24 protein-coding genes are annotated in these 26258 nt (G+C 73.2%); 12 read left to right on the forward strand and 12 right to left on the reverse strand.

Annotated features, from left to right (window positions below; translation table 11 throughout):
• Positions 1–673 precede the first annotated feature (673 nt).
• Positions 674–1672, forward strand: coding sequence for a tryptophan--tRNA ligase (gene trpS / locus ACFY1T_RS07895; RefSeq protein WP_390787446.1), 999 nt, complete (start codon positions 674–676; stop codon positions 1670–1672).
• Between the two features lie 58 nt (positions 1673–1730).
• Here trpS and proC read toward each other — a convergent pair whose 3' ends face one another.
• From proC to ACFY1T_RS07920, 5 genes are all read right to left on the reverse strand, one after another.
• Positions 1731–2540, reverse strand: coding sequence for a pyrroline-5-carboxylate reductase (proC, locus tag ACFY1T_RS07900; RefSeq protein WP_390787447.1), 810 nt, complete (start codon positions 2538–2540; stop codon positions 1731–1733).
• Positions 2541–2816: 276 nt separating this feature from the next.
• Positions 2817–3554: an ABC transporter permease gene (locus tag ACFY1T_RS07905; RefSeq protein WP_390787448.1), complete on the reverse strand. Its 738-nt coding sequence runs from the start codon at positions 3552–3554 to the stop codon at positions 2817–2819.
• On the reverse strand, positions 3551–4369 hold the full coding sequence (locus ACFY1T_RS07910; protein WP_390787449.1) for an ABC transporter ATP-binding protein: 819 nt from the start codon (positions 4367–4369) through the stop codon (positions 3551–3553). The genes ACFY1T_RS07905 and ACFY1T_RS07910 overlap by 4 nt, the downstream gene beginning before the upstream one ends.
• Positions 4370–4425: 56 nt before the next feature.
• Positions 4426–4971 (reverse strand): hypothetical protein, encoded by a 546-nt coding sequence (locus ACFY1T_RS07915; RefSeq protein ID WP_030867828.1) that lies wholly within the window; start codon positions 4969–4971, stop codon positions 4426–4428.
• Between the two features lie 100 nt (positions 4972–5071).
• Positions 5072–5374, reverse strand: a complete 303-nt coding sequence (locus tag ACFY1T_RS07920; RefSeq protein ID WP_030867830.1) for an SH3 domain-containing protein — start codon at positions 5372–5374, stop codon at positions 5072–5074.
• A 108-nt stretch (positions 5375–5482) separates the two neighbouring features.
• Here ACFY1T_RS07920 and ACFY1T_RS07925 point away from each other — a divergent pair, with 108 nt between their 5' ends.
• Complete coding sequence (locus ACFY1T_RS07925) at positions 5483–7660, forward strand: serine/threonine-protein kinase (protein ID WP_390787450.1); 2178 nt, start codon at positions 5483–5485, stop codon at positions 7658–7660.
• A gap of 178 nt (positions 7661–7838) precedes the next feature.
• Here the strand turns inward: ACFY1T_RS07925 and ilvD are convergent, their stop codons facing one another.
• From ilvD to ACFY1T_RS07945, 4 genes are all read right to left on the reverse strand, one after another.
• The gene (gene ilvD / locus ACFY1T_RS07930; RefSeq protein WP_030867837.1) at positions 7839–9692 is read right to left on the reverse strand and encodes a dihydroxy-acid dehydratase; all 1854 of its coding nucleotides are present in this window, start codon (positions 9690–9692) and stop codon (positions 7839–7841) included.
• Between the two features lie 136 nt (positions 9693–9828).
• Positions 9829–10446: a TetR family transcriptional regulator gene (locus tag ACFY1T_RS07935; RefSeq protein WP_390787451.1), complete on the reverse strand. Its 618-nt coding sequence runs from the start codon at positions 10444–10446 to the stop codon at positions 9829–9831.
• Positions 10443–11279, reverse strand: coding sequence for a sugar phosphate isomerase/epimerase family protein (locus ACFY1T_RS07940; RefSeq protein WP_390787452.1), 837 nt, complete (start codon positions 11277–11279; stop codon positions 10443–10445). The genes ACFY1T_RS07935 and ACFY1T_RS07940 overlap by 4 nt, the downstream gene beginning before the upstream one ends.
• Before the next feature lie 88 nt (positions 11280–11367).
• Positions 11368–12297 (reverse strand): Ppx/GppA phosphatase family protein, encoded by a 930-nt coding sequence (locus ACFY1T_RS07945; protein ID WP_030867846.1) that lies wholly within the window; start codon positions 12295–12297, stop codon positions 11368–11370.
• Between the two features lie 63 nt (positions 12298–12360).
• Between ACFY1T_RS07945 and ACFY1T_RS07950 the strand changes: the two genes are divergently transcribed.
• The gene (locus tag ACFY1T_RS07950) at positions 12361–13212 is read left to right on the forward strand and encodes a hypothetical protein (protein WP_390787453.1); all 852 of its coding nucleotides are present in this window, start codon (positions 12361–12363) and stop codon (positions 13210–13212) included.
• 77 nt (positions 13213–13289) lie between these two features.
• Here the strand turns inward: ACFY1T_RS07950 and ACFY1T_RS07955 are convergent, their stop codons facing one another.
• Positions 13290–15116: a hypothetical protein gene (locus tag ACFY1T_RS07955; RefSeq protein ID WP_390787454.1), complete on the reverse strand. Its 1827-nt coding sequence runs from the start codon at positions 15114–15116 to the stop codon at positions 13290–13292.
• A 148-nt stretch (positions 15117–15264) separates the two neighbouring features.
• Here ACFY1T_RS07955 and radA point away from each other — a divergent pair, with 148 nt between their 5' ends.
• Together radA and disA are read left to right on the forward strand one after the other, a co-directional pair.
• On the forward strand, positions 15265–16668 hold the full coding sequence (gene radA, locus ACFY1T_RS07960; RefSeq protein ID WP_390787455.1) for a DNA repair protein RadA: 1404 nt from the start codon (positions 15265–15267) through the stop codon (positions 16666–16668).
• Between the two features lie 153 nt (positions 16669–16821).
• Positions 16822–17946, forward strand: coding sequence for a DNA integrity scanning diadenylate cyclase DisA (gene disA, locus ACFY1T_RS07965; RefSeq protein ID WP_030158457.1), 1125 nt, complete (start codon positions 16822–16824; stop codon positions 17944–17946).
• Between the two features lie 60 nt (positions 17947–18006).
• On the opposite strand, the gene ACFY1T_RS07970 is transcribed toward disA, so the two are convergent.
• Positions 18007–18786 carry a hypothetical protein gene (locus tag ACFY1T_RS07970; RefSeq protein ID WP_390787891.1) on the reverse strand — a complete coding sequence of 260 codons (780 nt, stop codon included), beginning with the start codon at positions 18784–18786 and terminating at the stop codon, positions 18007–18009.
• A gap of 169 nt (positions 18787–18955) precedes the next feature.
• Between ACFY1T_RS07970 and ACFY1T_RS07975 the strand changes: the two genes are divergently transcribed.
• The 7 genes from ACFY1T_RS07975 to ACFY1T_RS08005 all read left to right on the forward strand — a co-directional run bounded on the left by ACFY1T_RS07975 (position 18956) and on the right by ACFY1T_RS08005 (position 25336).
• On the forward strand, positions 18956–19570 hold the full coding sequence (locus ACFY1T_RS07975; RefSeq protein ID WP_390787456.1) for a phosphatase PAP2 family protein: 615 nt from the start codon (positions 18956–18958) through the stop codon (positions 19568–19570).
• 21 nt (positions 19571–19591) lie between these two features.
• Entirely contained in the window at positions 19592–20557 is a 966-nt protein-coding gene (locus ACFY1T_RS07980; RefSeq protein ID WP_390787457.1) for an A/G-specific adenine glycosylase, read from the forward strand.
• Between the two features lie 180 nt (positions 20558–20737).
• Positions 20738–21310 (forward strand): SigE family RNA polymerase sigma factor, encoded by a 573-nt coding sequence (locus tag ACFY1T_RS07985; protein WP_229337378.1) that lies wholly within the window; start codon positions 20738–20740, stop codon positions 21308–21310.
• A 38-nt stretch (positions 21311–21348) separates the two neighbouring features.
• Positions 21349–21987 carry a hypothetical protein gene (locus ACFY1T_RS07990; RefSeq protein ID WP_390787458.1) on the forward strand — a complete coding sequence of 213 codons (639 nt, stop codon included), beginning with the start codon at positions 21349–21351 and terminating at the stop codon, positions 21985–21987.
• A gap of 21 nt (positions 21988–22008) precedes the next feature.
• Positions 22009–22722 carry a two-component system response regulator CseB gene (cseB, locus tag ACFY1T_RS07995; protein WP_390787459.1) on the forward strand — a complete coding sequence of 238 codons (714 nt, stop codon included), beginning with the start codon at positions 22009–22011 and terminating at the stop codon, positions 22720–22722.
• Positions 22719–24035 (forward strand): two-component system sensor histidine kinase CseC, encoded by a 1317-nt coding sequence (gene cseC / locus ACFY1T_RS08000; protein WP_390787460.1) that lies wholly within the window; start codon positions 22719–22721, stop codon positions 24033–24035. The genes cseB and cseC overlap by 4 nt, the downstream gene beginning before the upstream one ends.
• 122 nt (positions 24036–24157) lie before the next feature.
• Positions 24158–25336 carry a LamG-like jellyroll fold domain-containing protein gene (locus ACFY1T_RS08005; protein WP_390787461.1) on the forward strand — a complete coding sequence of 393 codons (1179 nt, stop codon included), beginning with the start codon at positions 24158–24160 and terminating at the stop codon, positions 25334–25336.
• 88 nt (positions 25337–25424) lie between these two features.
• On the opposite strand, the gene ACFY1T_RS08010 is transcribed toward ACFY1T_RS08005, so the two are convergent.
• Entirely contained in the window at positions 25425–26054 is a 630-nt protein-coding gene (locus ACFY1T_RS08010; protein WP_030867891.1) for a M23 family metallopeptidase, read from the reverse strand.
• Positions 26055–26258 lie beyond the last annotated feature (204 nt).

The following is a 26258-nucleotide window of genomic DNA, read 5'->3' on the forward strand; positions in this document are numbered from 1 at the left end:
GAGTTCTCAAGGAACGGACGCTTCCTTTGTACTCACCCTCTCGGGCTTTCCTCCGGGCTTTCGTTCTTCGTTCTTGCGTTTCCGACTCTATCAGAGTCAGTTCCGCTTGCTTTCCGGGTTCTTCGCTTTCGCGTTTTCCCTTTCCGGCGATTCCGACTCTATCAGATCCTTTCGGGCCTGACTCCCAGTCAGCGGGTTTCGCTGCTCGGGCTGTTGGGCCCTTGCGGCGAGTGAGACAGTAGCGGATTCCTTGCCCCCGAACCTAATCGGCGGCCGCGTCCTCGGACACGGATTCCTCATTCGCAAATACGCATGAAAACGAGACGACACAGTGCGTCGTTCGTTCGAATGTGTAGTGCGGGATGGCTGTCCGGGGACCGACCGGGGTCGGCGCTCACGTCGGACAACTCGAAGAACCTTACGGACCTCGTCCAGGTGTGTCAACCCCGGGACAGGGGCCACCCGAAGGGCTAGCCTTGCCCCCATGACTACGCATGCGCTCACGTCCAGCCTTCGCTGGTGGGCCGCCTGACGGCGGCCGACCTTCCACGCGAGCACGCATGCGCTCACGGCCGCCGCTTACGGCGGCCGTTTTCTGTTTCTCCCCTCCCGGGAGTGGCTCGGTCGCCCGACGCGGCGGTCCCCACACCAGCCACGAACAGGGAGACAGGACATGACGAGGATCTTCAGCGGGATCAAGCCGACCGGGCACCTGACGCTGGGGAACTACCTGGGGGCCCTCCGGCAGTGGGTCGCCGCCGACCAGCATCCGGACGAAGCGCTGTTCTGCGTCGTGGACCTCCACGCACTGACCGTCGAGCACGATCCGGCACGGGTCCGCCGGCTCAGCAGGCAGGTGGCGACCCTGTTCCTCGCCTCCGGGCTGGACCCGGAGAAATGCACCCTGTTCATGCAGAGCCACGTCGACGAGCACACCCGGCTCTCGTACGTGCTGGAGTGCACCGCCACCGACGGCGAGATGCGCCGGATGATCCAGTACAAGGAGAAGTCCGCGCGGGCGCAGGCGTCCGGGGAGGGCGTACGGCTGTCGTTGCTGACGTACCCCGTGCTGATGGCCGCCGACATCCTGGCCTACGGGACCGAGGAGGTCCCGGTCGGTGAGGACCAGCGGCAGCACGTGGAGCTGGCCCGGGATCTGGCGGTGCGGTTCAACCAGCGGTACGGGCAGACGTTCACGGTGCCGAAGGCGACGCTGCCGGAGGTGGCCGCGCGGGTCATGGACCTGCAGGAGCCGACGTCGAAGATGGGGAAGTCCGGCGGGGCGGGCCCCGGGGTCGTGTTCATGCTGGACGAGCCCGGAGTGATCCGTAAGAAGGTCATGCGGGCCGTGACCGACAGCGGGGACGGCGGGGTCGTCTACGACCGGGAGGCACGGCCGGGCGTCGCGAACCTGCTGGACGTGCTGGCCGCCTGCACCGGCGGGGATCCGGCCGCCCTCGCGGAGGAGTACAGCGGGTACGGGGCGCTCAAGCGGGACGTCGCCGACGCGGTGGTGGAGCTGCTGCGGCCGGTGCAGGAGCGCCATGCCGAGCTCGCGGCCGACCCGGCGGCGGTGGAGAAGGTGCTCCGCGAGGGGGCCGGGCGGGCTCGGTCCCTGGCGCGGCCGATCGTGGACCGGGCGTACCGGGCCATCGGGCTGCTGGAGCCCTGACCGGGGAGAGGTACGGGCTCCCGCTCGCCGCGGGGCCCGTACCTTTGGGCCGGCCGTCTCAGCTGTTGCCGGAGGCGAGTTCGCGGCTGCGGTCGCGGGCCGCTTCGAGGGCCGCGATCAGGGCGGCGCGCACGCCGTGCCGTTCGAGCTCGACGATCGCGTTGATGGTGGTGCCGGCCGGGGAGGTGACGGCCTCGCGGAGCTTGACCGGGTGCTCGCCGCTGTCGCGGAGCATCACGGCGGCTCCGATGGCGGCCTGCACGATGAGGTCGTGCGCCTGGGCGCGGGGCAGCCCGAGGAGGATGCCGGCGTCGGTCATCGCCTCGACGAGGAAGTAGAAGTAGGCGGGGCCGGAGCCGGAGAGGGCGGTGGCGGCGTCCTGCTGCGACTCGGGGACGCGCAGGGTCTTGCCGACGCCGCCGAAGATCTCCTCGGTGTGCGCGAGGTGTTCGGCGGTGGCGTGGCTGCCGGCCGAGATGACGGACATGGCCTCGTCGACGAGGGCGGGGGTGTTCGTCATGACGCGGACCACGGGGGTGCCGGAGGCGAGCCGTTCCTCGAAGAAGGAGGTGGGGATGCCGGCGGCGCCGCTGATGACCAGGCGGTCGGCCGGGATGTGCGGGGCGAGCTCTTCGAGGAGCTTGCCCATGTCCTGCGGCTTGACGGTGAGGATGAGGGTGTCGGCGCGCTTGGCGGCCTCGGCGTTGCCGACGGCCTCGACCCCGTAGCGCGAGCGGAGCTCTTCGGCCCGTTCGGGACGGCGGGCGGTGACGAGGAGTTTGGAGGCGGGCCAGCCGCCGCGGATCATTCCGCTGAGCAGCGCCTCGCCGATCTTGCCGGTACCGAGGACCGCGACTGTCTGGGTCATGCCCGATTCACCTCGCCGAACTTTTCCGCACGCGTTTCACGCGTGATGCGTTTGCCTCCTCATCCTTTCACTCGTGGGACGGACGGCGAGGTGCTGTCCGCAGTGCGGTCAGGGGTGCCGGTGTAGAGGTGCCGGTGCAGTGGTGCCGGTGCAGTGGTGCCGGTGCAGTGGTGCCGGCGCAGGGCTGCCGGCGCAGGGCTGCCGGCGCAGGGCTGCCCGCGCAGGGCTGCCGGCGCAGGGCTGCCGGCGCAGGGCTGCCCGCGCAGGGCTGCCCGCTCAGGGAGTGCGGCGGCGGAGGGTGGCCGCGCCGAGGGCGAGGACGAGCAGGGCGCAGGCGGCGACGATCACGGCGTCGCGGACGAAGTCGGCCGTCATGTCCGTGTGGGTGAGGACCTGGGTCATGCCGTCGACGGCGTACGACATGGGCAGGACGTCCGAGAGTCCTTCGAGGACGGGCTGCATCGTGTCGCGCGCCGCGAACAGGCCGCACAGCAGGAGCTGCGGGAAGATCACGGCCGGCATGAACTGGACGGCCTGGAACTCGGACGCGGCGAAGGCGGACACGAACAGCCCGAGGGCGGTGCCGAGGAGCGCGTCCAGCAGGGCCACGAGCAGGAGCAGCCACGGCGAGCCGACGACGTCGAGGCCGAGGAGCCAGAGGGCGAGGCCGGTGGCGAGGAGGGACTGTACGACGGCGACGGCGCCGAAGGCGAGGGCGTAGCCGCCGATGAGGTCGCCCTTGCCCAGCGGCATGGCGAGGAGGCGTTCGAGGGTGCCGGAGGTGCGCTCGCGCAGGGTGGCGATCGAGGTCACCAGGAACATCGTGATGAGCGGGAAGATCCCGAGGAGGGACGCGCCGATGCTGTCGAACGTGCGCGGGTTCCCGTCGAAGACGAAGCGCAGCAGCGTCAGCATGAGTACGGGGACCAGGAGCATCAGCGCGATGGAGCGCGGGTCGTGGCGCAGCTGGCGCAGGACGCGGGCGGCGGTGGCGGCGGTGCGGGCGGTGCTCATCGGGCGACCTCGGGCTTCGCTTCGGCGTCGGCCTCGTCGACGAGGCGCAGGAAGCCCTCCTCGACGGTGGCGGAGTGCGTACGGGTGCGCAGTGCGTCGGGGGTGTCCTGGGCGAGGATGCGGCCCTCGCGCATGAGGAGCAGTTCGTGGCAGCGCTCGGCCTCGTCCATGACGTGGGAGGAGACGAGGATCGTGGCGCCGCGGGTGGCGGCGATGTCGTGGAAGAGGTTCCACAGGTCCCGGCGCAGGACGGGGTCGAGGCCGACGGTGGGCTCGTCGAGTACGAGGAGCTCGGGGGTGCCGAGGAGCGCGACGGCGAGGGAGACGCGGCTGCGCTGGCCGCCGGAGAGGTTCCCGGCGAGGGCACCGGCGCGGCTGGTGAGGTCCACGTCGGCGATGGCGCGGGTGACGGCGGCGCGGCGGCGGTCGGCGGCCGCGCGGCCGGGGGTGAGGACGGCGGCGAAGTAGTCGAGGTTCTGGCGGACGGTGAGGTCGTTGTAGACCGAGGGGGCCTGGGTGACATAGCCGATGCGGGAGCGGAGTTCGGGGTGGCCGGCGGGGCGGCCGAGGACTTCGAGGGTGCCGGTGACGTGGGCCTGGGTGCCGACGACGGAGCGCATGAGGGTGGACTTGCCGCAGCCGGAGGGTCCGAGGAGGCCGGTGATGCGGCCGCGGGGGACGTCGAAGGCGATGGAGTCGATGACGGTGCGGGGGGTGCGGCCGGTGCCGCGGCGGACGGTGAGCCCGCGGGCGTGCACGGCGGGCACGGCGGGCGAGGCGGGCTCGGTGAGACCCGTCTGCTGGTTATTCATCATGTGATGAATAATGCTCCTGGCGGTGCCGGGGCGTCAACAGGGCCGCTCGGGCCGGTCTACTTCTTGCGCTTGGGGCGGCGCGCGGCCGGATTGCCCGTACGGGTGCTGCGGCGGCGGGCGAACTCGGCGGTGGCGCGCTCGTACTCGGCGCGGCGCAGCTTCTCACCGGGGGCTTCGAAGAAGCAGCGCAGGAAGTACGCGATGAGGGAGCCGATGAAACCGATCGTCTTCAGGCCCTTGAGCGCGGCCTCGTCGGAGGACGGGGCGGGGCGGCGGCTGAAGGAGTCCCAGGTCTTCACGAAGGCGATGGAGCTGGCGATCGCGAAGAGGACGACGACGGAGATGCTGAGGAAGGGGCCGACGTTGCCGATCTCCAGGCCCTCGTAGGAGAGGCGGAGCAGAACGGCCGCCGCGATGGCGGTGATGAGCGAGCCGGCGCCGACGGCGACGCGGCGCAGGGCGTAGCCGCCGTCGTGGTTCACCCAGGTGGTCTCGAAGAACCGGATCGGCTCGGGCTCCGGACCGGCGGCGGCCGCAGGCGCCGCGGGGGCCTGCGCGGCCGGGTCGGCGGGGGTCTGGTCTCGCTGGTCGTCGTCGCTCACACCGGCGATTATCCCTCTCCGCGGCGACCCGGCCGGGGGTGTCTCACGTGGCAGACGGGCGGCCCGCCACGACGGCAGGCGGCCCCGCCTCGGCGGCCGGTCAGCCGCAGCTGTTGGCCACGTAACCGTCGCTGCCGGTCTTCACGTACGCGTCCGAGACGAAGCGGCCGTTGCCGATGCAGTCCCAGATGTCCGTCGTGCCGTACGGGCCCGAGACGGTCGTGCCGTCGCACTGGCAGCGGATCGTGACGCTCGCGCCGTAGGGCAGGGTGTCGATGACCGAGTAGTTCGTCCCCGGACCGCTGCGGACGTTCACCCGGTAGCCCGGAGCAACCGGAAACGTCTGGAATCCCGAGCCTGCGGCGAGGCTCTGGACTTGGCTGGAATCGTTCTCCACGGACATGTGAAATCTCCCCCCACGGGTGTTGCCGTGCGCAACTCGCGCAGGGTAGCAGGACCCTTGGAGATTCGTACGGCCCATCGACTAGGCTCCGGCGGGGGTGGTTGAGCGGTGCATTCGCTGCGCGCGGACTACGTGGGTTTTCCGGAGTACGCCGGCCAGTACCGGCTGGAATCGGTGCTCGGTTCCGGCGGGATGGGCGTCGTCCATCTGGCCACCTCCGGTTCGGGGCTGAAACTCGCCGTCAAGATCGTGCACGCCGAGCATGCGGTGGATCCGGAGTTCCGGGCCCGCTTCCGGCAGGAGGTCGCCGCCGCGCGGCGGGTGAGCGGGGCGTTCACCGCGCCCGTCGTGGACGCCGATCCGGATGCCGAACGGCCGTGGATGGCCACCTTGTTCATCGACGCCCCGACGCTGGCCGAGCGCGTACGGGAGCGGGTGCTGGACCCCGCCGAGCTGGCCCGGCTCGCCGCGGGGCTGGCGGAGGCGCTGCGGGACATCCACCGGGCGGGGGTCGTCCACCGGGATCTGAAGCCCAGCAACGTACTGATGGCCCCGGACGGGGTCCGGGTCATCGACTTCGGCATCTCACGGCCGGCGGACAGCGATCTGCGGACCGAGACGGGGAAGCTGATCGGGACTCCGCCGTACATGGCGCCGGAGCAGTTCCAGCGGCCGCGGGAGGTGGGGTCGGCCGCGGACGTGTTCGCGCTGGGAGCCGTACTCGTCCACGCGGCGACCGGGCACGGACCGTTCGACTCCGACAGCCACTACCTGGTGGCGTACCAGGTCGTGCATGCCGAACCCGATCTGAGCGGGCTGCCGGAGCAGCTCGTGCCGCTCGTGGCCCGGTGCCTGGCGAAGGAGCCGGCCGACCGGCCCACCGCGGCGGAGCTGATCGCGGAGATGCGGGCGGTGGCGTACCCGACCTCCGAGGACACGCAGGTGTTCGTGCCGCAGCCGCGGCAGCCGGTCGGGGCGGGGCCGGCCGCCGAGGCGGGCCCGGTCCCCGCGGCGGGACCGGCCGCCGAAGCCACGCACCGGCGGGAGCGGATCCCGGTCGGGGCCGGGCGCCCCGGCCGGCGGCGGCGCCGGGCGCGGACGGCGGGGGCCGCGGCGGTCGGGCTGCTGCTGGCGGGCGGGGCCGTGGGCGGCTACCTGCACTTCGGGGCGGGGGCCGGACCCCCGGAGCGGACCGGCGCGAAGGCGGATCCGGCGGCGGCCGCGGCTCCGGGGAAGCCGTTCGCACCGTGGGCGGTCGCGCTGGGCGAGGCGGGCGGGGGCGGCCGGACCGGCTCGTGCTCCTGGGGTGAGCCCGCGGCGCTGTACTGCGCGGGGCCGGGAGTGGCGGCGGCCCGGCTCGACCCGGCGGACGGGTCGGTGGTGTGGTCGCTGAAGGCGGCCGCCCCGCGGACGCGGACGGCGGCGGACGGCGCGCCGCTGCACGCGGGCGGGCTGGTGCTCGTGGCCGCGCCGGGCAGCGGGACGCTGCAGGCGCTGGACCCGGGTACGGGCGCCGAGCGCTGGCAGCGGAAACTGCCGGACGGTGCGCGGGCGGTGGCGGCGGGCGGGCAGGTGCTGCTCGTGCCGCCGAACGGGAGCGTGACGGCGCTCGACGCGGCGAGCGGCGCCGTGCGGTGGACGAAGCAGCTCGGCGGAGTGGGCTCCGTGTGGTGGGGCAGTGGCGGCCCGGAGGTGTACGTGTCGACTCCGGACGGCGGCGGCGGGAGCTCGCAGCTGGCGGAGGTGGATCCCGCGAGCGGTGCGGTGCGCTGGCAGCTGCGGACGGCGGGGCGGCTGCGTCCGGTCGGCGCCGCGCGGGGCGGGCTGTACCTGCTGGACGCGGACGCGGAAGGCAAGACGGGCGCGGTGGTCCGGGTGGACACGGCGACGCAGGCGGTGCGGCGGGTCCGGCTGTCGGTGCCCTTGTTCGACGCGGAGGCGGCGGTGGGCGCGGACGGCGTCGTCTACGCCGCCGGGGTCTCGGGCGCGCTGGTCGCGGTGGGCGCGGAGCGGGAGCAGTGGCGGCTGGAGACCGGCCTGGCCGTGGCGTCCCGCCCGGTGGCGGCCGACGGCCGGATCCACCTGACGGCGCCGGACGGGAGGCTGCTGGCGGTCGACGCCGCGACCGGCCGGCTGGTCGGGCAGACCCGCCCCCGCCCGGGCGACGGCCGCGCCGGGTTCACGGCCACCCTGCCGCCCCCGGTCCCCGCCGCCGGCCGCGTCTACGCCACGGCCCCGGACGGATCGGTCTTCGCGGTCGGCGCCGCCGACCCGGCCCGATGGTGACGCCGCCCGGCCGCCGCCTCGCCACCGGCGGGGCCGGGCGGGTTCGGGCGGACCCCGCGGGACGGAAACGCGGCGAACCCCGCCGGAGTGTTCCGGCGGGGTTCGCGGTGGCTCTCGTACGGTGCCGGCCGGACGGGCAGGACCGGCGGGGCCGGGGGTCCGGCCCGGGCGGCAGGGGTCAGACGCCCAGCTTCGACACGTCGCGGACCGCGCCCTTGTCGGCGCTCGTCGCCATCGCCGCGTACGCGCGCAGCGCCGCCGAGACCTTGCGCTCGCGGTTCTTCGGGGCGTAGACCCCGCCGAGGGCCGCGTGGCGCGCGGCCAGCGTGGCCTCGTCCACCAGCAGCTCGATCGAGCGGTTCGGGATGTCGATCCGGATGCGGTCGCCGTCCTCGACGACGGCGATGTCGCCGCCCGACGCCGCCTCCGGGGAGGCGTGGCCGATGGACAGGCCCGAGGTGCCGCCCGAGAAGCGGCCGTCCGTGACGAGCGCGCAGACCTTGCCGAGCCCGCGCCCCTTCAGGAACGACGTCGGGTAGAGCATCTCCTGCATGCCGGGGCCGCCGCGCGGGCCCTCGTACCGGATGACGACGACGTCGCCCGCCTTGATCTCCTTGCGGAGGATCTTGTCGACCGCCTCGTCCTGCGATTCGCAGACGACCGCCGGGCCCTCGAAGGTCCAGATCGACTCGTCGACGCCCGCGGTCTTCACGACGCAGCCGTCCACCGCGATGTTGCCGCGCAGGACCGCCAGCCCGCCGTCCTTGGAGTACGCGTGCTGCACCGAGCGGATGCAGCCGCCCTCCGCGTCCAGGTCGAGGGTGTCCCAGCGCTCGGACTGCGAGAAGGCGGTGGCGGAGCGCACGCAGCCCGGGGCCGCGTGCCACAGCTCCATGGCCGTCTCGCTCGCCGTGCCGCTGCGCGCGTCCCACTTCGCCAGCCAGTCCTCCAGGTTCTCGGAGTGGACCGTCGTGACGTCCTTGTTCAGGAGCCCGCCGCGGTGCAGCTCGCCGAGGATGGCGGGGATGCCGCCGGCCCGGTGGATGTCCTCCATGTAGTAGGTGCCGCCGGGCGCCACGTTCGGCGCGACCTTGGCCAGGCACGGGACCCGCCTCGACACCTCGTCGATGTCGGTGAGGTCGTACTCCAGGCCCGCCTCCTGCGCGGCGGCGAGCAGGTGCAGGATCGTGTTCGTCGATCCGCCCATGGCGATGTCGAGGGCCATGGCGTTCTCGAAGGCCTGGCGGGTGGCGATGGAGCGCGGCAGGACCGAGTGGTCGTCCTGCTCGTAGTACCGCTTGGTGATCTCGACGACCGTCCGGCCGGCGTCCTCGTACAGGGCGCGGCGGGCGGTGTGCGTGGCGAGGACAGAGCCGTTGCCGGGGAGCGCGAGCCCGATGGCCTCGGCGAGGCAGTTCATCGAGTTGGCGGTGAACATGCCGCTGCACGACCCGCAGGTCGGACAGGCGTTCTCCTCGATCCGCAGCACGTCCTCGTCGGAGACGTTCTCGTTGGAGGCGTCGACCATGGCGTCGATGAGGTCGAGCTTGCGGACGGTGCCGTCGACGAGGACGGCCTGCCCGGCCTCCATCGGGCCGCCGGAGACGAACACGACGGGGATGTTGAGGCGCATGGCGGCCATCAGCATGCCGGGCGTGATCTTGTCGCAGTTGGAGATGCAGATGAGCGCGTCGGCGCAGTGCGCCTCGACCATGTACTCCACGCTGTCCGCGATCAGGTCGCGGGAGGGCAGGGAGTACAGCATGCCGCCGTGGCCCATGGCGATGCCGTCGTCGACCGCGATGGTGTTGAACTCGCGCGGGATCGCGCCGGCGGCGCGGATGGCGTCGGAGACGATCCGGCCGACGGGGGCCAGGTGCGTGTGGCCGGGGACGAACTCCGTGAAGGAGTTGGCGACCGCGATGATCGGCTTCCCGATGTCCGCGCTCGCTACGCCCGACGCACGCATAAGGGCGCGTGCGCCCGCCATGTTGCGGCCGTGGGTGACGGTGCGGGACCTCAGCTCGGGCATCGGGTTCACTCCCCATGGGTGCGGTGGCGTTCGCACGACCGCCGCGACTGTGCATGACTGTGGATATGGCTCGGTTACGAGGCTACGCTCCCGGCCCGCGATGCGGACAGGTTGTCCGCATGGCGGGACGACAGGCTCATTCCTCGGTCAGGTATCGCTGAAGCGTGGGCGCGACCAGGGTGACGATGTCCTCCGGGTCCGCGGAGGCCAGGGGCTCCACCTGGACCACGTACCGCAGGAGCGCGATGCCGATCATGTGGGAGGCGGCGAGCTCGGCGCGGAAGGTGGGGTCGGGGACGTCGAGGTCGGCCGCGACCCGCTCCAGGACCCGGCGCAGGACCAGCCGGCGCAGCACCGCGGCCGCGGCCTCGTGGGTGAGGGCGGAGCGGATGACGGCGAGGAGCGGGGCCCGGCTGGCCGGGTTCTCCCAGATGCCCAGGAAATAGCGGGCCAGGCGCTCCCCGATGCCCTCGGGGCCCTCCCCCACGATCGCGGGGACGACGAGGGCCGGCTCCATCGTGACCTCGATGGCGGCGGCGAAGAGGTCGTCCTTGCTGCCGAAGTAGTGGTGGACCAGGGCCGGGTCCACGCCGGCGACCTTCGCGACGCCGCGTACGGACGTCTTGTCGTACCCGCGCTCGGCGAACACCTCGCGGGCGGCGAGCCGGATGCGCTCCTGGGTGCCGGGGCCTTCCTCGGCCTCGTCGTGGCGGGGCCGGCCGGGTCCGCGGCGCGGCTTGGCGGCTTCGGTCATGGGCGGGGGGTCCTGATCGGGGCGCCGGCGGGACGGGTCGCGAGGTGCAGGCGGGTGAAGGCCAGGGCCTCGGCGAGGTCGGCCTCGCGCTCGGCGGAGGACATCGCGCGGCGGGTGTTGACCTCGATGACGACGTGCCCGTCGAAGGAGGCCCGGGCGAGCCGCTCCAGCAGCTCGGCGCAGGGCTGGGTGCCGCGGCCGGGGACGAGGTGCTCGTCCTTCGCGGAGCCGTTCCCGTCGGCGAGGTGCACGTGCGCCAGCCGGTCCCCCATGCGGTCGATCATGGCGGTGGCGTCCGTACGGGCGGTGGCGGTGTGCGAGAGATCGACGGTGAAATGCCGGTAGTCGTCCTTGGTCACGTCCCACTCGGGGGCGTAGGCGAGCATCTCGCGGTCCCGGTACCGCCAGGGGTACATGTTCTCGACGGCGAACCGGACGTCGGTCTCGTCGGCCATCCGCCAGATTCCGGTGACGAAGTCCTTCGCGTACTGCCGCTGCCAGCGGAACGGCGGGTGCACGACGACGGTGGAGGCCCCCAGCCGCTCGGCGGCGGCCTGCGCCCGCTGGAGCTTGGTCCAGGGATCGGTGGACCACACGCGCTGCGTGATCAGCAGACAGGGGGCGTGCACGGCCAGGATCGGCACCTGATGGTGGTCGGACAGCCGCCGCAGGGCGTCGACGTCCTGGCTGACCGGATCCGTCCAGACCATCACCTCGACGCCGTCGTAGCCGAGGCGCGCGGCGATCTCGAAGGCGGTCGCCGTCGACTCCGGATAGACGGAGGCGGTGGAAAGGGCGACTTTCGCAGTCGGGATCCGAACGGGTTCTGCCACGGGGACAGGGTACGGGTCACGGCCGGGAAGGGCCGTGACGCCGACCACGCCGCCCGCCGACACCCGGAACCCGGTCGCCGCAACGCCCTCAGGACGGCAGGTGGTCCAGGCGGCGGAGGATCACGCCCTCGCGCAGGGCCCAGGGGCAGATTTCCAGTTCGTCCACGCCGAAGAGGTCCATCGCGCCCTCCGCGACCAGCGCTCCCGCCAGGAGCTGGGACGCGCGGCCCTCGGAGACGCCCGGGAGGGCGGAGCGCTGGGCCGTGGTCATCGCCGCCAGCCTCGGGACCCACTCCTCCAGGGACTTGCGGGTCAGGTCCCGCTGGACGTACAGGCCGTCCGCCGAGCGGGCCGCGCCCGCGATGCGGGCCAGCTGGCGGAACGTCTTCGACGTCGCCACCACGTGGTCCGGCGCCCCGAAGCGGCTGAACTCCCCGACCGTACGGGCGATCTGGGCCCGCGCGTGCCGGCGCAGGGCCCGTACGTCCGCCGGGTCCGGCGGGTCGCCCTGCAGCCAGCCCGTGGTGAGGCGGCCCGCGCCCAGCGGCAGCGAGACGGCCGCGTCGGGATCCTCGTCGATGCCGTACGCGATCTCCAGCGAGCCGCCGCCGATGTCGAGGACCAGCAGCTTGCCCGCGGACCAGCCGAACCAGCGCCGGGCGGCCAGGAACGTCAGCCGCGCCTCGTCCTCACCGCTCAGGATGGGCAGGTCGACTCCGGTCTCGGCCAGCACCCTGGCCAGGACCTCGTCCGCGTTCGTGGCTTCCCGCACGGCGCTGGTCGCGAAGGGGAGGACGTCCTCGCAGCCCTTGTCCTCGGCGGCCTGCGCCGCCTCGCCGATCACCGAGACGAGGCGTTCGACGCCCTCCGGGGTGACCGCTCCGCGCTCGTCGAGCAGCTCCGCCAGCCGCAATTCCACCTTGTGCGAGTGCGCCGGCTGCGGGCGCGCGCCGGGGTGCGCGTCCACCACCAGCAGATGGATCGTGTTCGAACCCACGTCAAGGACACCGAGTCTCATACGAGGAAACGCTACTGTGCGGCTGGAGTATGGGTGGAGTAAGGGGCCCTTAGGCTTGGGTTTGTGCCAAATACGAAGAAGGCCAACAAGTCCGCCAAGGCGAAGAAGGCCAAGGCCTCCACCAAGGCTTCCGCCACGGCCTCCACCGCCGCTCGTGACGACGAGAAGGGGCTCGACTTTCCCCGGGCCTGGGTGGAGTTCCCCGATCCCGCCGATGCCGAGCAGGTCTTCCGCTGCGACCTGACCTGGCTGACCTCCCGCTGGACGTGCATCTTCGGCAGCGGCTGCCAGGGCATCCAGGCCGGCCGGGCCGACGACGGCTGCTGCACCCTCGGCGCGCACTTCTCGGACGAGGACGACGAGAAGCGGGTCGCCGAGCACGTGGCGCGGCTGACCCCCGAGCTGTGGCAGTTCCACGACGTCGGCAGCGAGACCGGGTGGACGCAGCTCGACGACGACGGGGAGAAGCAGACCCGCCGCTGGGACGGTGCGTGCATCTTCCTCAACCGGCCCGGCTTCCCCGCCGGGGCGGGCTGCTCGCTGCACATCCTGGCGCTGCGGAGCGGCCAGGAGCCGCTGGAGACCAAGCCCGACGTGTGCTGGCAGCTGCCGATCCGCCGGACCTACGAGTGGATCGACCGGCCCGACGACACCCGCGTGCTCCAGGTGTCGATCGGCGAGTACGACCGGCGCGGCTGGGGTCCGGGCGGCCACGACCTGCACTGGTGGTGCACGTCGGCGACGTCCGCGCACGGCGCCGGCGATCCGGTGTACGTGTCGTACCGCGCCGAGCTGACCGAGCTGATGGGCAAGGAGGGGTACGAGGCGCTCGTGCGGCTGTGCGAGGCGCGGCTGTCCTCGCTGCTGCCGATGGCGCCGCACCCCGCGGACCCCGCCGCGCCCGCCTCCCCGTAAGGCCGCAATCCCCTCACCCCGTCACCCGTCCCTCACCCGTCACCCGTCCCTCACCCGTCACCCGTCACCCGTGAGCCTCAGGACGGCCCCGGCCCGCTCGGATCCGCCGACGGGCCAACCGTTCCTCCTGGCGCGCCGGGCGTCGCGGTGGGAGTCGGCGTCGGTGTGGGCGTGGGCGTCGGCGCCGGGGTCTCCGTCGGCTTCGGCGTGGGCGTCGGCGTCGGGCTCGGCGTCGGGTCCGCGGGCTCCGGCGGGGGCGTGGGCGCCGGGCGGCCGCGGCCCTGGATGGAGATCACCGCGCCGCCCGGCTCCACCCCGATCCGGGCGGACCAGGCGCCCACGGGCTGGGCCGCGGTGTCGACGGTGATCCACACGGTGAACGAGGCCCCTGGATCCAGCGTGCCCGCGGACCGGCTCGCCTTCAGCCACGGCGCGTCGGACCACAGCTGCCAGTCCACCGGCGCCCCGCCCGAAGCGGTGAGCGTGAGCATGGTGGTGCCCCCGTGCGAGGAGGCGGCGACGGAGAGCCGCCCGGGGTTCCCCGGCCGGCCGTCGGGTGCGGTGGACTCCCCGGTGCTGATCACCTCGACGGAGACGTCCGAGCCGTCCGGGCCGGCGCCGCCCTGGGCGAAGCCGGGCTCGCCGGTGGTGTGCGCGGTGTTGCCGGCGTTGTCGTACGCCCGCAGCGGGCGGCCGTCCCGGCCCGGGACCGGGAGCTCGGACTCGCTCGCGGAGATCCGGGTGCCGTCCGATCCGACGGGCTCGCCGGTCTCCGGGGCGCCGCGGTACGCCGCCCACAGCGCCAGGACGGGTGCCGCGACGACGGTGGCCACGACGGTGGTGGTCACGGCCCGGGCCCGCAGCCGGTCGCGGCGGGCCGCGCGGTCCCGGGGGTCCATCGGGAAGCCGGTGCGGTCGAAGCGCGGGCCGGGGCGGCGCCCGCGGCGGCCGCCGGAGCGGACCATGGCCGCGCGGACGGCGGTGCGCGGGGCGGGGACCAGCGGGAGGGCTGCGTCGATGCCGCCGGTGCCGGGCCAGGGGGCCGCGGCGTCGACGCGCTCGGCGACGCGGCGGCAGCGCGGGCAGTCGTCGACGTGGCGGACCAGCTCGGCGCGCAGGGTGGTGGACAGCAGCACCTGTCCGTCGCCGTCGCCGGTGAGCTGCGACACGGAGGGGCAGCCGCCGGTCTCGACGACGGCGAGGGCGGCGCGGGTCCGCTCGACCTCGCAGGCGGCGCCGGCCAGCAGCTCCCGGGCGAGGGCGGGGGGCGTGCCGAGCACGGCGGCGAGCTCGGGGAGGCCGAGGCGGTGGCGGACGGCGAGTTCGAGGGCCTCGCGCTGCGCGGGCGTGGTCCCGGCGGCCTCGGGCCAGGCGAGCCGGGCCAGTTCCGTGCGCCGGTACGCGCTCACGTCGAGGGTGCCGGAACGGTACGCCTCCTGCGCGTGCTCGGCATCCTTGCGCTCCGGCGTGCGCCGGGCGGAATGCGCTCCCAGCCGGGTCCGCCGGTGTTCGGCCAGCCGCCGCAGGCAGGCCCAGCGGGCGAGGGCGTACAGCCAGGCCCGCCGGTCGCCCTCGTCGGGACAGCGGCCGGGGTGGCGCTCGGCGACGGCGAGGACGTCGGCGAGGACGTCGGTGGCGGCGTCGTGGTCGCACAGGACCGACAGGCAGTAGGTGAACAGGCCGTCCAGATACGGCTCGTGGCGGAACGGGGGCGGCGCGGTCGGCTGTTCCCGTTCCGGGCTTCCGGAACGTACGGCACCTGCGGGACCTGCGAAGCCTTCGGCACCCGCGGGGTCTGCTCCGAGGCCCTCGGGACGTTCAGGGGGGCCCGCGGGGGGAGTGCGCCCGTGCGCCCGGTGTGCGCCGGTGCGCTGGGCGGGGCTTTCCTGATTGCTGCTGTTCACCCTGGCGAAGGTAGGCCGCGCGCCCGCGACGGCCGTGAAGCCTTCAGCTGTTTTAGCCCTTACGGGTGAACAGATCGAACGCGTGCTGACCGCGGCCCTGACGCCGGGGCCGCGGCCCGCTGTCACAGGCTCCGGATACCGTGGCCGCATGGCTGCCCGTACATCTCGTTCATCCGCCAAGGACCGGCCGTCCTACCGCTGCTCCGAGTGCGGGTACACGACCGCGAAATGGCTCGGGCGGTGCCCCGAGTGCCAGGCGTGGGGCACCGTCGAGGAGATGGGCGGCGCGCCCGCCGTACGGACCACCGCCGCCGGCCGGGTCTCCGCGCCCGCGCTCCCGATCGCGCAGGTCGACGGCCGGACGGCGACCGCCCGCAGCACCGGCGTGGACGAGCTGGACCGGGTCCTCGGCGGCGGGCTCGTACCCGGCGCCGTCGTCCTGCTGGCCGGCGAGCCGGGCGTCGGCAAGTCGACGCTGCTGCTCGACGTCGCGGCGAAGGCGGCGAGCGAAGCGCACCGCACCCTCTACGTCACGGGAGAGGAGTCGGCGAGCCAGGTCCGGCTGCGGGCCGACCGGATCAACGCGCTCAACGACCACCTCTTCCTCGCCGCCGAGACCGATCTGTCCGCCGTACTGGGCCACCTCGACGCCGTACAGCCCTCGCTGCTGATCCTGGACTCCGTACAGACCGTCGCCTCGCCCGAGATCGACGGCGCGCCCGGCGGCATGGCACAGGTCCGCGAGGTGGCCGGGGCCCTGATCCGCGCCTCCAAGGAGCGCGGCATGGCCACCCTGCTGGTCGGGCACGTCACCAAGGACGGGGCGATCGCCGGCCCCCGCCTCCTGGAGCACCTCGTCGACGTGGTCCTCAGCTTCGAGGGCGACCGGCACGCGCGGCTGCGCCTCGTGCGCGGGGTGAAGAACCGGTACGGCGCCACCGACGAGGTCGGCTGCTTCGAACTGCACGACGAGGGGATCACCGGGCTCGCCGACCCGAGCGGGCTGTTCCTGACCCGGCGCGCGGAGGCCGTCCCCGGGACCTGCCTGACGGTGACCCTGGAGGGCAAGCGCCCGCTGGTCGCCGAGGTGCAGGCGCTGACCGTGGACTCGCAGATCCCCTCGCCCCGGCGGACCACCTCGGGCCTGGAGACCTCGCGCGTCTCGATGATGCTGGCCGTGCTGGAACAGCGCGGCCGGATCACCGCGCTCGGCAAGCGCGACATCTACTCCGCGACCGTGGGCGGGGTGAAGCTGACCGAGCCGGCCGCCGACCTGGCGATCGCGCTCGCGCTGGCCTCGGCGGCGAGCGACGTCCCGCTGCCGAAGAACCTCGTGGCGATCGGCGAGGTCGGGCTCGCGGGCGAGGTGCGGCGGGTCACGGGCGTGCAGCGGCGGCTCGCGGAGGCGCACCGGCTCGGCTTCACGCACGCGCTGGTGCCGGGCGATCCGGGGAAGGTCCCGGCCGGGATGAAGGTGATCGAGGTCGCGGACATGGGCGACGCCCTGCGGGTGCTGCCGCGTGGGCGTTCGCGGGCGGCGGCCAAGGAGTAGCCGCTGGTGGCGGGGGGTATGAGGGGGCCCGTACGGGATCCCGCGGGGGCGCACCTGGCCAAGCCACGGCGGGCGCGCAGCGCACGCCGGTAGACTTTGTGCTGGTCCGCCCGGCCGTACGCAGGCGGCGCAACCCGCGACCGGAGGAGTGCAGTGGCAGCCAAGGACGGGGCAGCAGCACCCGGGAAGTCCGGCGCGAGCTCCAAGCACGACGCGCTGATGCGCGCCTCGCTGAGTGCGGTCGCCCCCGGTCAGCCCCTGCGCGACGGCTTGGAGCGGATCGTCCGGGGCAACACCGGAGGCCTGATCGTCCTCGGCATGGACAAGGCCGTCGAGGCGATGTGCACGGGCGGTTTCGTCCTGGACGTGGAGTTCACCGCGACCCGGCTGCGCGAGCTGTGCAAGCTCGACGGGGCCCTGATCCTGGACAAGGACCTCACCAAGATCCTGCGGGCCGGCGTCCAGCTGGTGCCGGACGCGTCGATCCCGACGGAGGAGACGGGCACCCGTCACCGCACCGCGGACCGCGTCTCGAAGCAGTGCGGGTTCCCCGTCGTCTCGGTGTCGCAGTCGATGCGGCTGATCGCGCTGTACGTGGACGGGGAGCGGCGCGTCCTGGAGGAGTCCGGGGCGATCCTGTCGCGGGCGAACCAGGCACTGGCCACGCTGGAGCGGTACAAGCTCCGCCTGGACGAGGTCGCCGGCACGCTGTCCGCGCTGGAGATCGAGGACCTGGTCACGGTGCGCGACGTGACGGCGGTCGCGCAGCGGCTGGAAATGGTGCGCCGCATCGCCACGGAAATCGCTGAATACGTGGTCGAGCTGGGCACGGACGGGCGACTGCTGTCACTCCAGCTGGACGAGCTGACGGTCGGGATCGAGCAGGAGCGGGAGCTGGTGATCCGGGACTACGTTCCGGAACCGACGGCGAAGCGCTCCCGCACGGTCGAGGAGGCGCTGCCGGCGCTGGACGCGCTGACGCATCCGGAGCTGCTGGAGCTGGCCATCGTGGCGCGGGCGCTGGGGTACACGGGCTCGCCCGAGACCCTGGACTCCGCGGTGTCCCCGCGCGGGTACCGGCTGCTGGCGAAGGTCCCGCGGCTGCCGGGGGCCATCATCGAGCGGCTGGTCGAGCACTTCGGCGGCCTGCAGAAGCTGCTGGCCGCGAGCGTCGACGACCTCCAGGCCGTGGACGGCGTCGGCGAAGCCCGTGCGCGCAGCGTCCGCGAGGGCCTCTCCCGCCTCGCGGAGTCCTCGATCCTCGAGCGCTACGTCTGACCCTCCCGCCGGTCGGTGGCGATCGCCACCGACCGTCCGACGCCGGGGCCCCGGCCGGGATCAGTCCTGCTTCAGGACGAACGAGGTCCGGGCGACGGGCATGCCCGGGGACTTGACCTCCACCACGTACGTGTCGGGAGCCGCGGCGCCCGCCGGAGGCGTCTGGCACTGGTCGGGGGCGCTGAACTTCCTGTCCCATTCCAGCGACTGCTTCGTCTCGCCCTGCGACGGTACGCGGAAGAACGCGTTGCCCGCGCCGGACGGGCAGTCCGCCGAGGACCAGACCGCCTTGCTGGTGCTGGCCTGAAGGATGGTCAGGACCGCCTGCTTCGGGCCGAGATCGACCTTGCAGGTCGTACCCGACACATTGCGCGCGACCAGTTCGAGGCGGGGCTTCTCGCTCGTCTCGTACTCGTTCTTCACGCTCTTGACCTCCCACTGCAGCCCGCCCGGGGCGCAGGTGGGGAGGGGGGAGTCCGCCGGGACCTGGGCCGGGCTCCCGGCCGTACCGCCGCTGCCGCCGGCACCGGAGACACCGCCCGAAGCGGAACCCGCCCCCGAAGTGCCGCCCGGCTCGCCGTTCTTGCCCGCGCCGCCGCCCGACTCCGCACGCCCGCCGGGTGCCTGACTGATCGCCGGGCCCGTCCCGGCCGGCCCCGGGGTGATCGACGTGACGGGCTTCGGCCCCTTGTCGCCGCCCTTGCCGTTCGTACTCGACCTGCCGCCACCGGAACTGACGGTCCATACGGCGAGCAGCGCGAGGAGCGCGACGACGGACGCCAGCACGGCCCTCCGTCGCCAGTAGATGGAGGAGGGGAGCGGCCCGACCGGATTGCGCATAGATCCCACGGACGGAACTTTACGAGAGTCCGCGGCCCGATCCGCGCCCCACATGCCGCGCAACCGGCTTGTTTTGCCGATGATCATCCTGCGGGCCGGTCCCCGACCGTCGAGAACCGGCCAAGAGTCCGACGCCGGACTTGATCGGCTTTGGGTACGGTCGGTGAGCATGGACTCCTCCGGCCTCTACCGCGACATCACCGGTTCCGCCCGTTCCGCACCCGGCTGGGTGCAGTCGGCGTTCGAGGTCTGGACGGAGTACGGGCTGCTGCTCTTCGGCCTGCTCTTCATAGCCGTGTGGTGGCGTGCGCGCACCCAGGCGGGCCCGAGGGCCGTCGACCTCGCCGTCGCCGCCCCGCTCGCCACCGCCCTCGCCTACGCCGCCTCCGAGCTCGTGAAGTCCTCCGTGGACGAGGAACGGCCCTGCCGGGCGGTCGCCGGGGCCGCCGCCTCCCTCGTCGCCTGCCCGGCCCCCGGCGACTGGTCGTTCCCCAGCAACCACTCCGCCATCGCCGGCGCCGCCGCCGTCGCGCTGGCCCTCGCCGTACGCCGCCTCGCCCTGCTCGCCGTCCCGCTCGCGGTGCTGATGGCCTTCTCCCGGGTCTTCGTCGGCGTCCACTACCCCCACGACGTCCTGGCCGGCCTGCTGCTCGGCGGGGCGCTCGCCGCGCTCGCCGTCCCCGTCCTGACCGGTCCGATCAGTACGATCACCACCGCCATGCGGGCGAGCGGAGGCCGCGCCGCTGTCTGGTTCACCGGCCCGGGCCCCGCACGGCGGCCCTGAACGTGCCAGGATGCCGTTGCCATGACTTCATCCACCAGCCCTTCCCCCGAGACCTCCCCCGTCGCGTCCCACGCGCTGCACTCCCCGGTCATCGCCTGGTTCGAGGAGCACGCCCGCGACCTGCCCTGGCGCCGCCCCGAGGCCGGCCCCTGGGGGGTCATGGTCAGCGAGTTCATGCTCCAGCAGACCCCGGTCAACCGGGTCCTGCCCGTGTACGAGCAGTGGCTCGCCCGCTGGCCCCGCCCGGCCGACCTGGCCGCCGAGGCCCCCGGCGAGGCCGTACGGGCCTGGGGGCGGCTCGGCTACCCGCGGCGGGCCCTGCGCCTGCACGGCGCGGCCGTCGCGATAACGGAGCGGCACGCCGGCGACGTACCGCGGGAGCACGCGCAGCTGCTCGCCCTGCCCGGGATCGGCGAGTACACGGCGGCGGCCGTCGCCTCCTTCGCGTACGGGCAGCGGCACGCCGTGCTCGACACCAACGTGCGGCGGGTCTTCGCCCGCACCACGACCGGGGTCGAGTACCCGCCGAACGCCACCACCGCGGCCGAGCGGCGCCTGGCCCGGGCCCTGCTGCCCGAGGACGAGGACACGGCGGCCCGCTGGGCGGCGGCATCGATGGAGCTCGGCGCCCTGGTGTGCACCGCCAAGTCCCCGGACTGCGCCCGCTGCCCGGTGGCCGGACTGTGCGCGTGGCGCCTCGCCGGGAAGCCGGCCCACGACGGCCCGCCGCGGCGCGGGCAGACGTACGCGGGGACCGACCGGCAGGTGCGCGGCAAGCTCCTCGCGGTGCTGCGGGACGCGGTCGGGGCCGTTCCGCAGGCCGTCCTCGACACGGTCTGGGACGAACCGGTGCAGCGGGCCCGGGCACTGGACGGACTGGTCTCCGACGGGCTGGTCGAGCCGCTCGCGGCGGGGCTGTACCGGCTGCCGCAGGGCACCCCCTCGGGCACCCCCACGAGCCCCTCCGCGAGCACCCCCGCAAGCTGAGCCAGAGATTCCGTTTATCTCGGCTAAACCCCAGCTCACGGCACTGTTACACAACCTATGGGTGTCCGTGCGCCCACCGAAGGCTGGCTCGCACAGGCCCGTGACAACCCCTCCGTACCTTCGGATCCGTAAGGCGAAGCGCAACGGACGAGCGGTTGCACGGGACGGAGGCGGTCTGAGATGGCGCACGGCGAGGTACTCGGATTCGAAGAGTACGTACGCACTCGGCAGGACGCGCTCCTGCGCAGTGCCCGTCGCCTGGTTCCGGACCCCACGGACGCGCAGGACCTCCTGCAGACCGCCCTGGTGCGCACGTACGGGCGCTGGGACGGCATCGCCGACAAGTCCCTGGCCGACGCCTACATGCGCCGCGTCATGATCAACACCCGTACCGAGTGGTGGCGCGCCCGCAAGCTGGAGGAAGTCCCCACCGAGCAGCTCCCGGACGCCTCGGTCGAGGACGGCACCGACCAGCGCGCCGACCGCGCCCTGCTGATGGACATCCTCAAGGTGCTCGCGCCCAAGCAGCGCAGCGTGGTGGTGCTGCGACACTGGGAGCAGATGAGCACCGAGGAGACCGCCGCCGCGCTCGGCATGTCTGCGGGTACTGTGAAGAGCACCCTGCACCGCGCACTGGCCCGTCTCCGACAGGAACTGGAGAGCCGGGATCTGGACATGCGCGCGCTGGAGCGCGGTGACCACCGCGGTGACCACACCATCCGGTACGAGGGGCGTGAGCGGTGCGCGGCCTGAACGGCCAATCCCTGAGGGGCACGAGTTCGCTGGTACTGATGTCGGCGGGGACGGTCGTCCTCGCCGGCACTGTGCTGTTCGCGGCCGGATGCAGCGCGGGCGGGACAGGCCTGCGCGACGGCGGGCCCGCCCACACCGACCCCGTGGCCAAGACCGGCTCGCCGGCGGCCACGCCGCCCGACCACGTCCCGGCCACGACCGGCGCCTCGGGCAAGCCCTCGAAGAAGGTCGACCCGGTCGCGCTGCTGAAGGCGGACCCGAAGGTCAGCGCCGACGTCAAGCGGGACCTCAAGCCCTGCACGGGCAAGGACTACCCGATCGACGTGAGCTACGGGAAGGTCACCGGGAACTCGGTCGTCGACATCGTGGTGAACGTGCTGTCCTGCGCCGACGCGCTGGGGCGGGGCTCGTACGTGTACCGGTCGGCGGGCGGGTCGTACGAGAATGTGTTCTCGGACGAGCAGCCGCCCGTCTACGCGGAGATCGACCGGGGCGACCTGGTGGTCACCAAGCCGGTGTACGGCAAGAGCGACGCGCTCGCGTACCCGTCCGGCGAGGACGTGATCACGTACCGCTGGGACGGGGAGAAGTTCACCGAGCAGGACCGGGTGCACACCGACTACAGCAACGTCGACGGCGGGGCCCAGCCCGCCCCCGCGGTCACCCAGAAGAACTAGCAGCGAGGCGAGGCTCCCCGCATGGCCGAGACCCATGTCCTGTTCGTGGAGGACGACGACGTCATCCGCGAGGCCACGACCCTGGCGCTGGAACGCGACGGGTTCGTGGTCACCGCCATGCCCGACGGCCTGTCCGGCCTGGAGTCCTTCCGGGCCAACCGCCCGGACATCGCCCTGCTCGACGTCATGGTGCCCGGCATGGACGGCGTGAGCCTGTGCCGCCGGATCCGCGACGAGTCCACCGTCCCGGTGATCATGCTGTCGGCGCGGGCCGACTCCATCGACGTGGTCCTGGGCCTGGAGGCGGGCGCCGACGACTACGTCACCAAGCCGTTCGACGGCTCGGTCCTCGTCGCCCGCATCCGCGCGGTGCTGCGCCGCTTCGGCCACGCCGGCGGCCCGCAGAACGGCCGGCCCGGAGTGCACGAGGAGGACGGCTCCGAGGAGCGCGGGGTCCTGCTCTTCGGCGACCTGGAGGTCGACACCGAGGGCATGGAGGTCCGCAAGGCCGGCGCCCCCGTGGCGCTGACGCCGACCGAGATGCGGCTGCTGCTGGAATTCTCCTCCGCGCCCGGCACCGTTCTCTCGCGCGACCGCCTGCTGGAGCGGGTGTGGGACTACGACTGGGGCGGCGACACCCGCGTCGTGGACGTCCACGTCCAGCGGCTGCGCACCAAGATCGGGCAGGACCGCATCGAAACGGTCCGGGGATTCGGATACAAGCTGAAGGCATGAGGCGCTTCACCCTCCGTACGGGGATCCGCTGGAAGATCACGCTCGCCATCGCCGCCGTCGGCGCGCTCGTCGCCGTGGCACTGAGCCTGGTCGTGCACAGTGCTGCCCGCGTGTCGATGCTCGAGAGCGCCCGCGAGGCCCAGCTCGCCAACGTCAACGTCATCGCCCGCTTCGTCGAGGCCGGGCGCAAGCCGGCCCTGGGGGCGAAGATCAACGACCCCGAGCTGCCCGTCGCGCTGCGCGAGAAGGCACGGTCGGGGCGGCGCGGGACGTACGTCCAGGAATCGCGCAGGGGTGTGCCCGAGGTGTGGGCCGCGGTGCCGCTCGGGAACGGGCAGGTGCTGTCGCTCCACAACGAGTTCAAGGAGAGCGCCAACATGGTGCGCGACCTGGACCGGGCCCTGGTCGTCGGGTCGATCTCCGTCGTGGTCGCGGGCGCCGCGCTCGGCGTGCTCATCGGCGGCCAGATCTCGCGCCGGCTGCGCAAGGCCGCGACCGCGGCGCAGCGGGTGGCGCACGGGGATCCCGACGTACGGGTGCGGGACGCCGTCGGGGGCGTCGTACGGGACGAGACCGACGACCTCGCGCGGGCCGTCGACGCCATGGCGGACGCCCTCCAGCAGCGGCTGGAGGCCGAGCGGCGGGTGACCGCGGACATCGCGCACGAGCTGCGCACCCCGGTGACGGGCCTGCTCACGGCGGCGGAACTGCTGCCTCCGGGGCGGCCGACGGAGCTGGTGCGGGACCGGGCGCAGGCGATGCGGGCGCTGGTCGAGGACGTACTGGAGGTGGCCCGGCTGGACAGCGCGTCCGAGCGGGCGGAGCTGCAGGACGTGGCGCTGGGCGAGTTCGTGAGCCGGCGGGTGACCGCGCTGATGCCGGAGGCGTCGGTACGGGTGGTGGCGGACGAGATCGTCAGCACCGACCCGCGGCGGCTGGAGCGGATCCTGGGCAACCTGCTGGCGAACGCCGCGCGGTACGGGCAGGCGCCGGTCCAGGTCGACATCGAGGGCCGGGTCGTACGGGTCCGGGACCACGGGCCGGGCTTCCCGGAGGCGCTGCTGCGCGAGGGGCCGAGCCGGTTCCGCACCGGGTCGACGGACCGGGCGGGCGTCGGGCACGGGCTCGGCCTGACCATCGCGGAGGGGCAGGCGCGGGTGCTGGGCGCCCGGCTGACCTTCCGCAACGTGGCGGCCCCGGGCGGGGTGGACCGCGAGGGCGCGGCGGCGGGGGCGGTGGCGGTGCTGTGGCTGCCGGAGCACGCGCCGACGGCGACGGGGAGCTTCCCGACCATCAAGCTGTCGGAGGCGTAGGGATGTTGGAGCGGTCCGGGGCGCGGCGGCCCGGCTGAGCCGGTCGCGGAGCGGAGTCGGGCCACGACCGGACCCGGACCGGGCCGTACGGATGTGCGGGCCGGTGTTTTAGCATCCCTGGCATGACCGACGGTACGAATCCCCCCAGCAACCCGCAGCCCCACCCCGCCCCCGGGGACGGAGGCTACGGGTTCCCGCCGGTCCCGCCGGCCCCCGCGGCCGGCTACGGCTACCCGCCCGGTGCTCCGGCACCGGGAGGCGGCGGTGGTGGTTTCGGCCCTGCCCCGCAGCAGTGGGCCCAGGGACTCCCTGACATGAGCGCGCCGACGCCCCCCGGCGCTCCGGGCGGTCCCGGGTTCCCCGGAGCCCCCGGGCCGTTCGCGCCGCAGTCGGACCAGCCGGACTGGGAGGCCATGGCGGACCGCTCGGCGGCCGAGAAGCGCAAGAAGCGGCTGTGGATGATCGGCGGCGCGGTGACCGTACTGGCGCTGCTCGCCGGCGGCGGAACGTTCCTGCTCATGGGCGGCGACGACAAGGGCAAGAACGAGGCGGTGGACGACAAGGAGTCCCCGACCGCATCGGCCTCGCCCTCCCCCAGCGGGTCGAAGAGCAAGGCGCCGGTCGACAACACCCCGACCGTCAAGGACGACCCGACGCAGATCCGGGACCGCAGCGGAAAGGCCCCGCTGAAGATGGGCCCCGACACCGGGGTCTTCCCGATCGACAAGCGCTTCGAGGTCCGCACGAAGGGCAACGAGAACTCGTACGCCGAGTCCGAGAAGCGCGTGGTGGACACGGCCAAGAGCTTCACCGTCTCGGCCCGCGTCTGGAACAGGTCGCCGAAGGGGCGCCAGATCGCCCTCAGCCAGGGCAACGAGAAGTCCTTCTCGTTCGAGCTGGGCCTGGACCAGGTGAACGGCAAGCCCGCATGGGTCTTCCGCGTCCAGACCGGCGACCAGGGGGCCGAGGCCACCGCCGTGACCGTCACCGGCGAGAGCCCGAAGATGGAGAAGACCTTCTCCACCCTGACCGGAACCTACGACGCGGAACGCAAGCAGATCGCGCTCTACGTCAACGGCAAGAAGACCGGCGAGGCCCCCGTCCCCGGGATCTTCCAGGCGCAGGGGCCGCTGGAGCTGGCCCGCTCCCGGCACGAGGACAAGTGGACCGCGCCGTGGAACGGGGCGATGGAGAGCGTGCAGACCTACGCCTCGGTGCTGTCGCCCGCCCAGATCGACACCCTCAAGGCCGGCCGGGTCGACGCGAAGACGAAGCCGACGGGCTCCTGGCTCCTGTACTGACCCCGGTCGGCGGGACCGGGGTCGGCGTGGCCCCGGTCAACGGGACACGGCACCCGGGTCAGCGGAACCCCTGAAGGGACCGGAGGGGTCAGACGGTGACGCCGGCGGTGCGCAGGAAGGCGACCGGGTTCACGGCCGAGCCGTAGTTCGGGGTGGTCCGGATCTCGAAGTGGAGGTGCGGGCCGCTGGAGTTGCCGGTGTTGCCGGACAGCGCGATCTGCGAGCCCTTGGCGACCTTCTGGCCGATCCGGACCTTGATCTTCGAGAGGTGCGCGTACTGCGAGTACGTGTTGTTCGCGTGCTTGATCACGATGGCGTTGCCGTACGCCGGGCCGTCGCCGCCGCCGTTCGGGCCGGCCTTCACGACGGTGCCGGCGGAGGCGGCCTTGACCGGGGTGCCGACGGGGCAGGCGAAGTCCTGGCCCGAGTGCTTGTGGGACCACATGGTGCCGCCCTTGCCGAAGGTGGCGGAGAGCGTGTAGGTCGACACCGGCTTCTGCCAGGCGACGACGGCCTTGGCGGCCGTGTTGGCGGCGGCCGCGGAGGCCTGGGACTTCGCCTGGGCCGCGACCAGCGCGGCGGTACCGGTCAGGGCGGTCTCGGGAGCCGTGTCGGCGAAGGCGGCGGTCGTCCCCGCCCCGAGAGCCAGGGCCGCACCGAGAGCGGTGGCGCCGATGGCGATACGGGTACGACGGGTGCTGTTGCGCTTCGCGGACATAAGGAGACCTCCGGGCCGGGGACAAGGGAGTGCTTCGGGCAAGAAGCCACCCGGCACGCTGGAGAGCGGATGCCGGGCTTGCCCACCCTTGGTAACCCGTGCCCCGCGGTATCCCCAAACCTCCTGATTACTACCGGGGCTCGTAGGGCCGGAGGGTGTGACGCAGCCGGTTGACCGCGCCCCTACTGGCCCGAGGCCCTGCCC

Source organism: Streptomyces sp. NPDC001194 (assembly GCF_042896985.1).
Classification (GTDB): Bacteria; Actinomycetota; Actinomycetes; order Streptomycetales; family Streptomycetaceae; genus Streptomyces.

What these genes read in the sequence shown, in the direction of transcription:
- trpS (WP_390787446.1), top strand. Translation starts at nt 674, where the DNA reads ATGACGAGGATCTTCAGCGGGATCAAGCCGACCGGGCACCTGACGCTG.
- proC (WP_390787447.1), bottom strand. Translation starts at nt 2,540, where the DNA reads ATGACCCAGACAGTCGCGGTCCTCGGTACCGGCAAGATCGGCGAGGCG.
- ACFY1T_RS07905 (WP_390787448.1), bottom strand. Translation starts at nt 3,554, where the DNA reads ATGAGCACCGCCCGCACCGCCGCCACCGCCGCCCGCGTCCTGCGCCAG.
- ACFY1T_RS07910 (WP_390787449.1), bottom strand. Translation starts at nt 4,369, where the DNA reads ATGATGAATAACCAGCAGACGGGTCTCACCGAGCCCGCCTCGCCCGCC.
- ACFY1T_RS07920 (WP_030867830.1), bottom strand. Translation starts at nt 5,374, where the DNA reads ATGTCCGTGGAGAACGATTCCAGCCAAGTCCAGAGCCTCGCCGCAGGC.
- ilvD (WP_030867837.1), bottom strand. Translation starts at nt 9,692, where the DNA reads ATGCCCGAGCTGAGGTCCCGCACCGTCACCCACGGCCGCAACATGGCG.
- ACFY1T_RS07935 (WP_390787451.1), bottom strand. Translation starts at nt 10,446, where the DNA reads ATGACCGAAGCCGCCAAGCCGCGCCGCGGACCCGGCCGGCCCCGCCAC.
- ACFY1T_RS07945 (WP_030867846.1), bottom strand. Translation starts at nt 12,297, where the DNA reads ATGAGACTCGGTGTCCTTGACGTGGGTTCGAACACGATCCATCTGCTG.
- radA (WP_390787455.1), top strand. Translation starts at nt 15,265, where the DNA reads ATGGCTGCCCGTACATCTCGTTCATCCGCCAAGGACCGGCCGTCCTAC.
- ACFY1T_RS07970 (WP_390787891.1), bottom strand. Translation starts at nt 18,786, where the DNA reads ATGCGCAATCCGGTCGGGCCGCTCCCCTCCTCCATCTACTGGCGACGG.
- ACFY1T_RS07975 (WP_390787456.1), top strand. Translation starts at nt 18,956, where the DNA reads ATGGACTCCTCCGGCCTCTACCGCGACATCACCGGTTCCGCCCGTTCC.
- ACFY1T_RS07980 (WP_390787457.1), top strand. Translation starts at nt 19,592, where the DNA reads ATGACTTCATCCACCAGCCCTTCCCCCGAGACCTCCCCCGTCGCGTCC.
- ACFY1T_RS07985 (WP_229337378.1), top strand. Translation starts at nt 20,738, where the DNA reads ATGGCGCACGGCGAGGTACTCGGATTCGAAGAGTACGTACGCACTCGG.
- ACFY1T_RS07990 (WP_390787458.1), top strand. Translation starts at nt 21,349, where the DNA reads ATGTCGGCGGGGACGGTCGTCCTCGCCGGCACTGTGCTGTTCGCGGCC.
- cseB (WP_390787459.1), top strand. Translation starts at nt 22,009, where the DNA reads ATGGCCGAGACCCATGTCCTGTTCGTGGAGGACGACGACGTCATCCGC.
- cseC (WP_390787460.1), top strand. Translation starts at nt 22,719, where the DNA reads ATGAGGCGCTTCACCCTCCGTACGGGGATCCGCTGGAAGATCACGCTC.
- ACFY1T_RS08005 (WP_390787461.1), top strand. Translation starts at nt 24,158, where the DNA reads ATGACCGACGGTACGAATCCCCCCAGCAACCCGCAGCCCCACCCCGCC.
- ACFY1T_RS08010 (WP_030867891.1), bottom strand. Translation starts at nt 26,054, where the DNA reads ATGTCCGCGAAGCGCAACAGCACCCGTCGTACCCGTATCGCCATCGGC.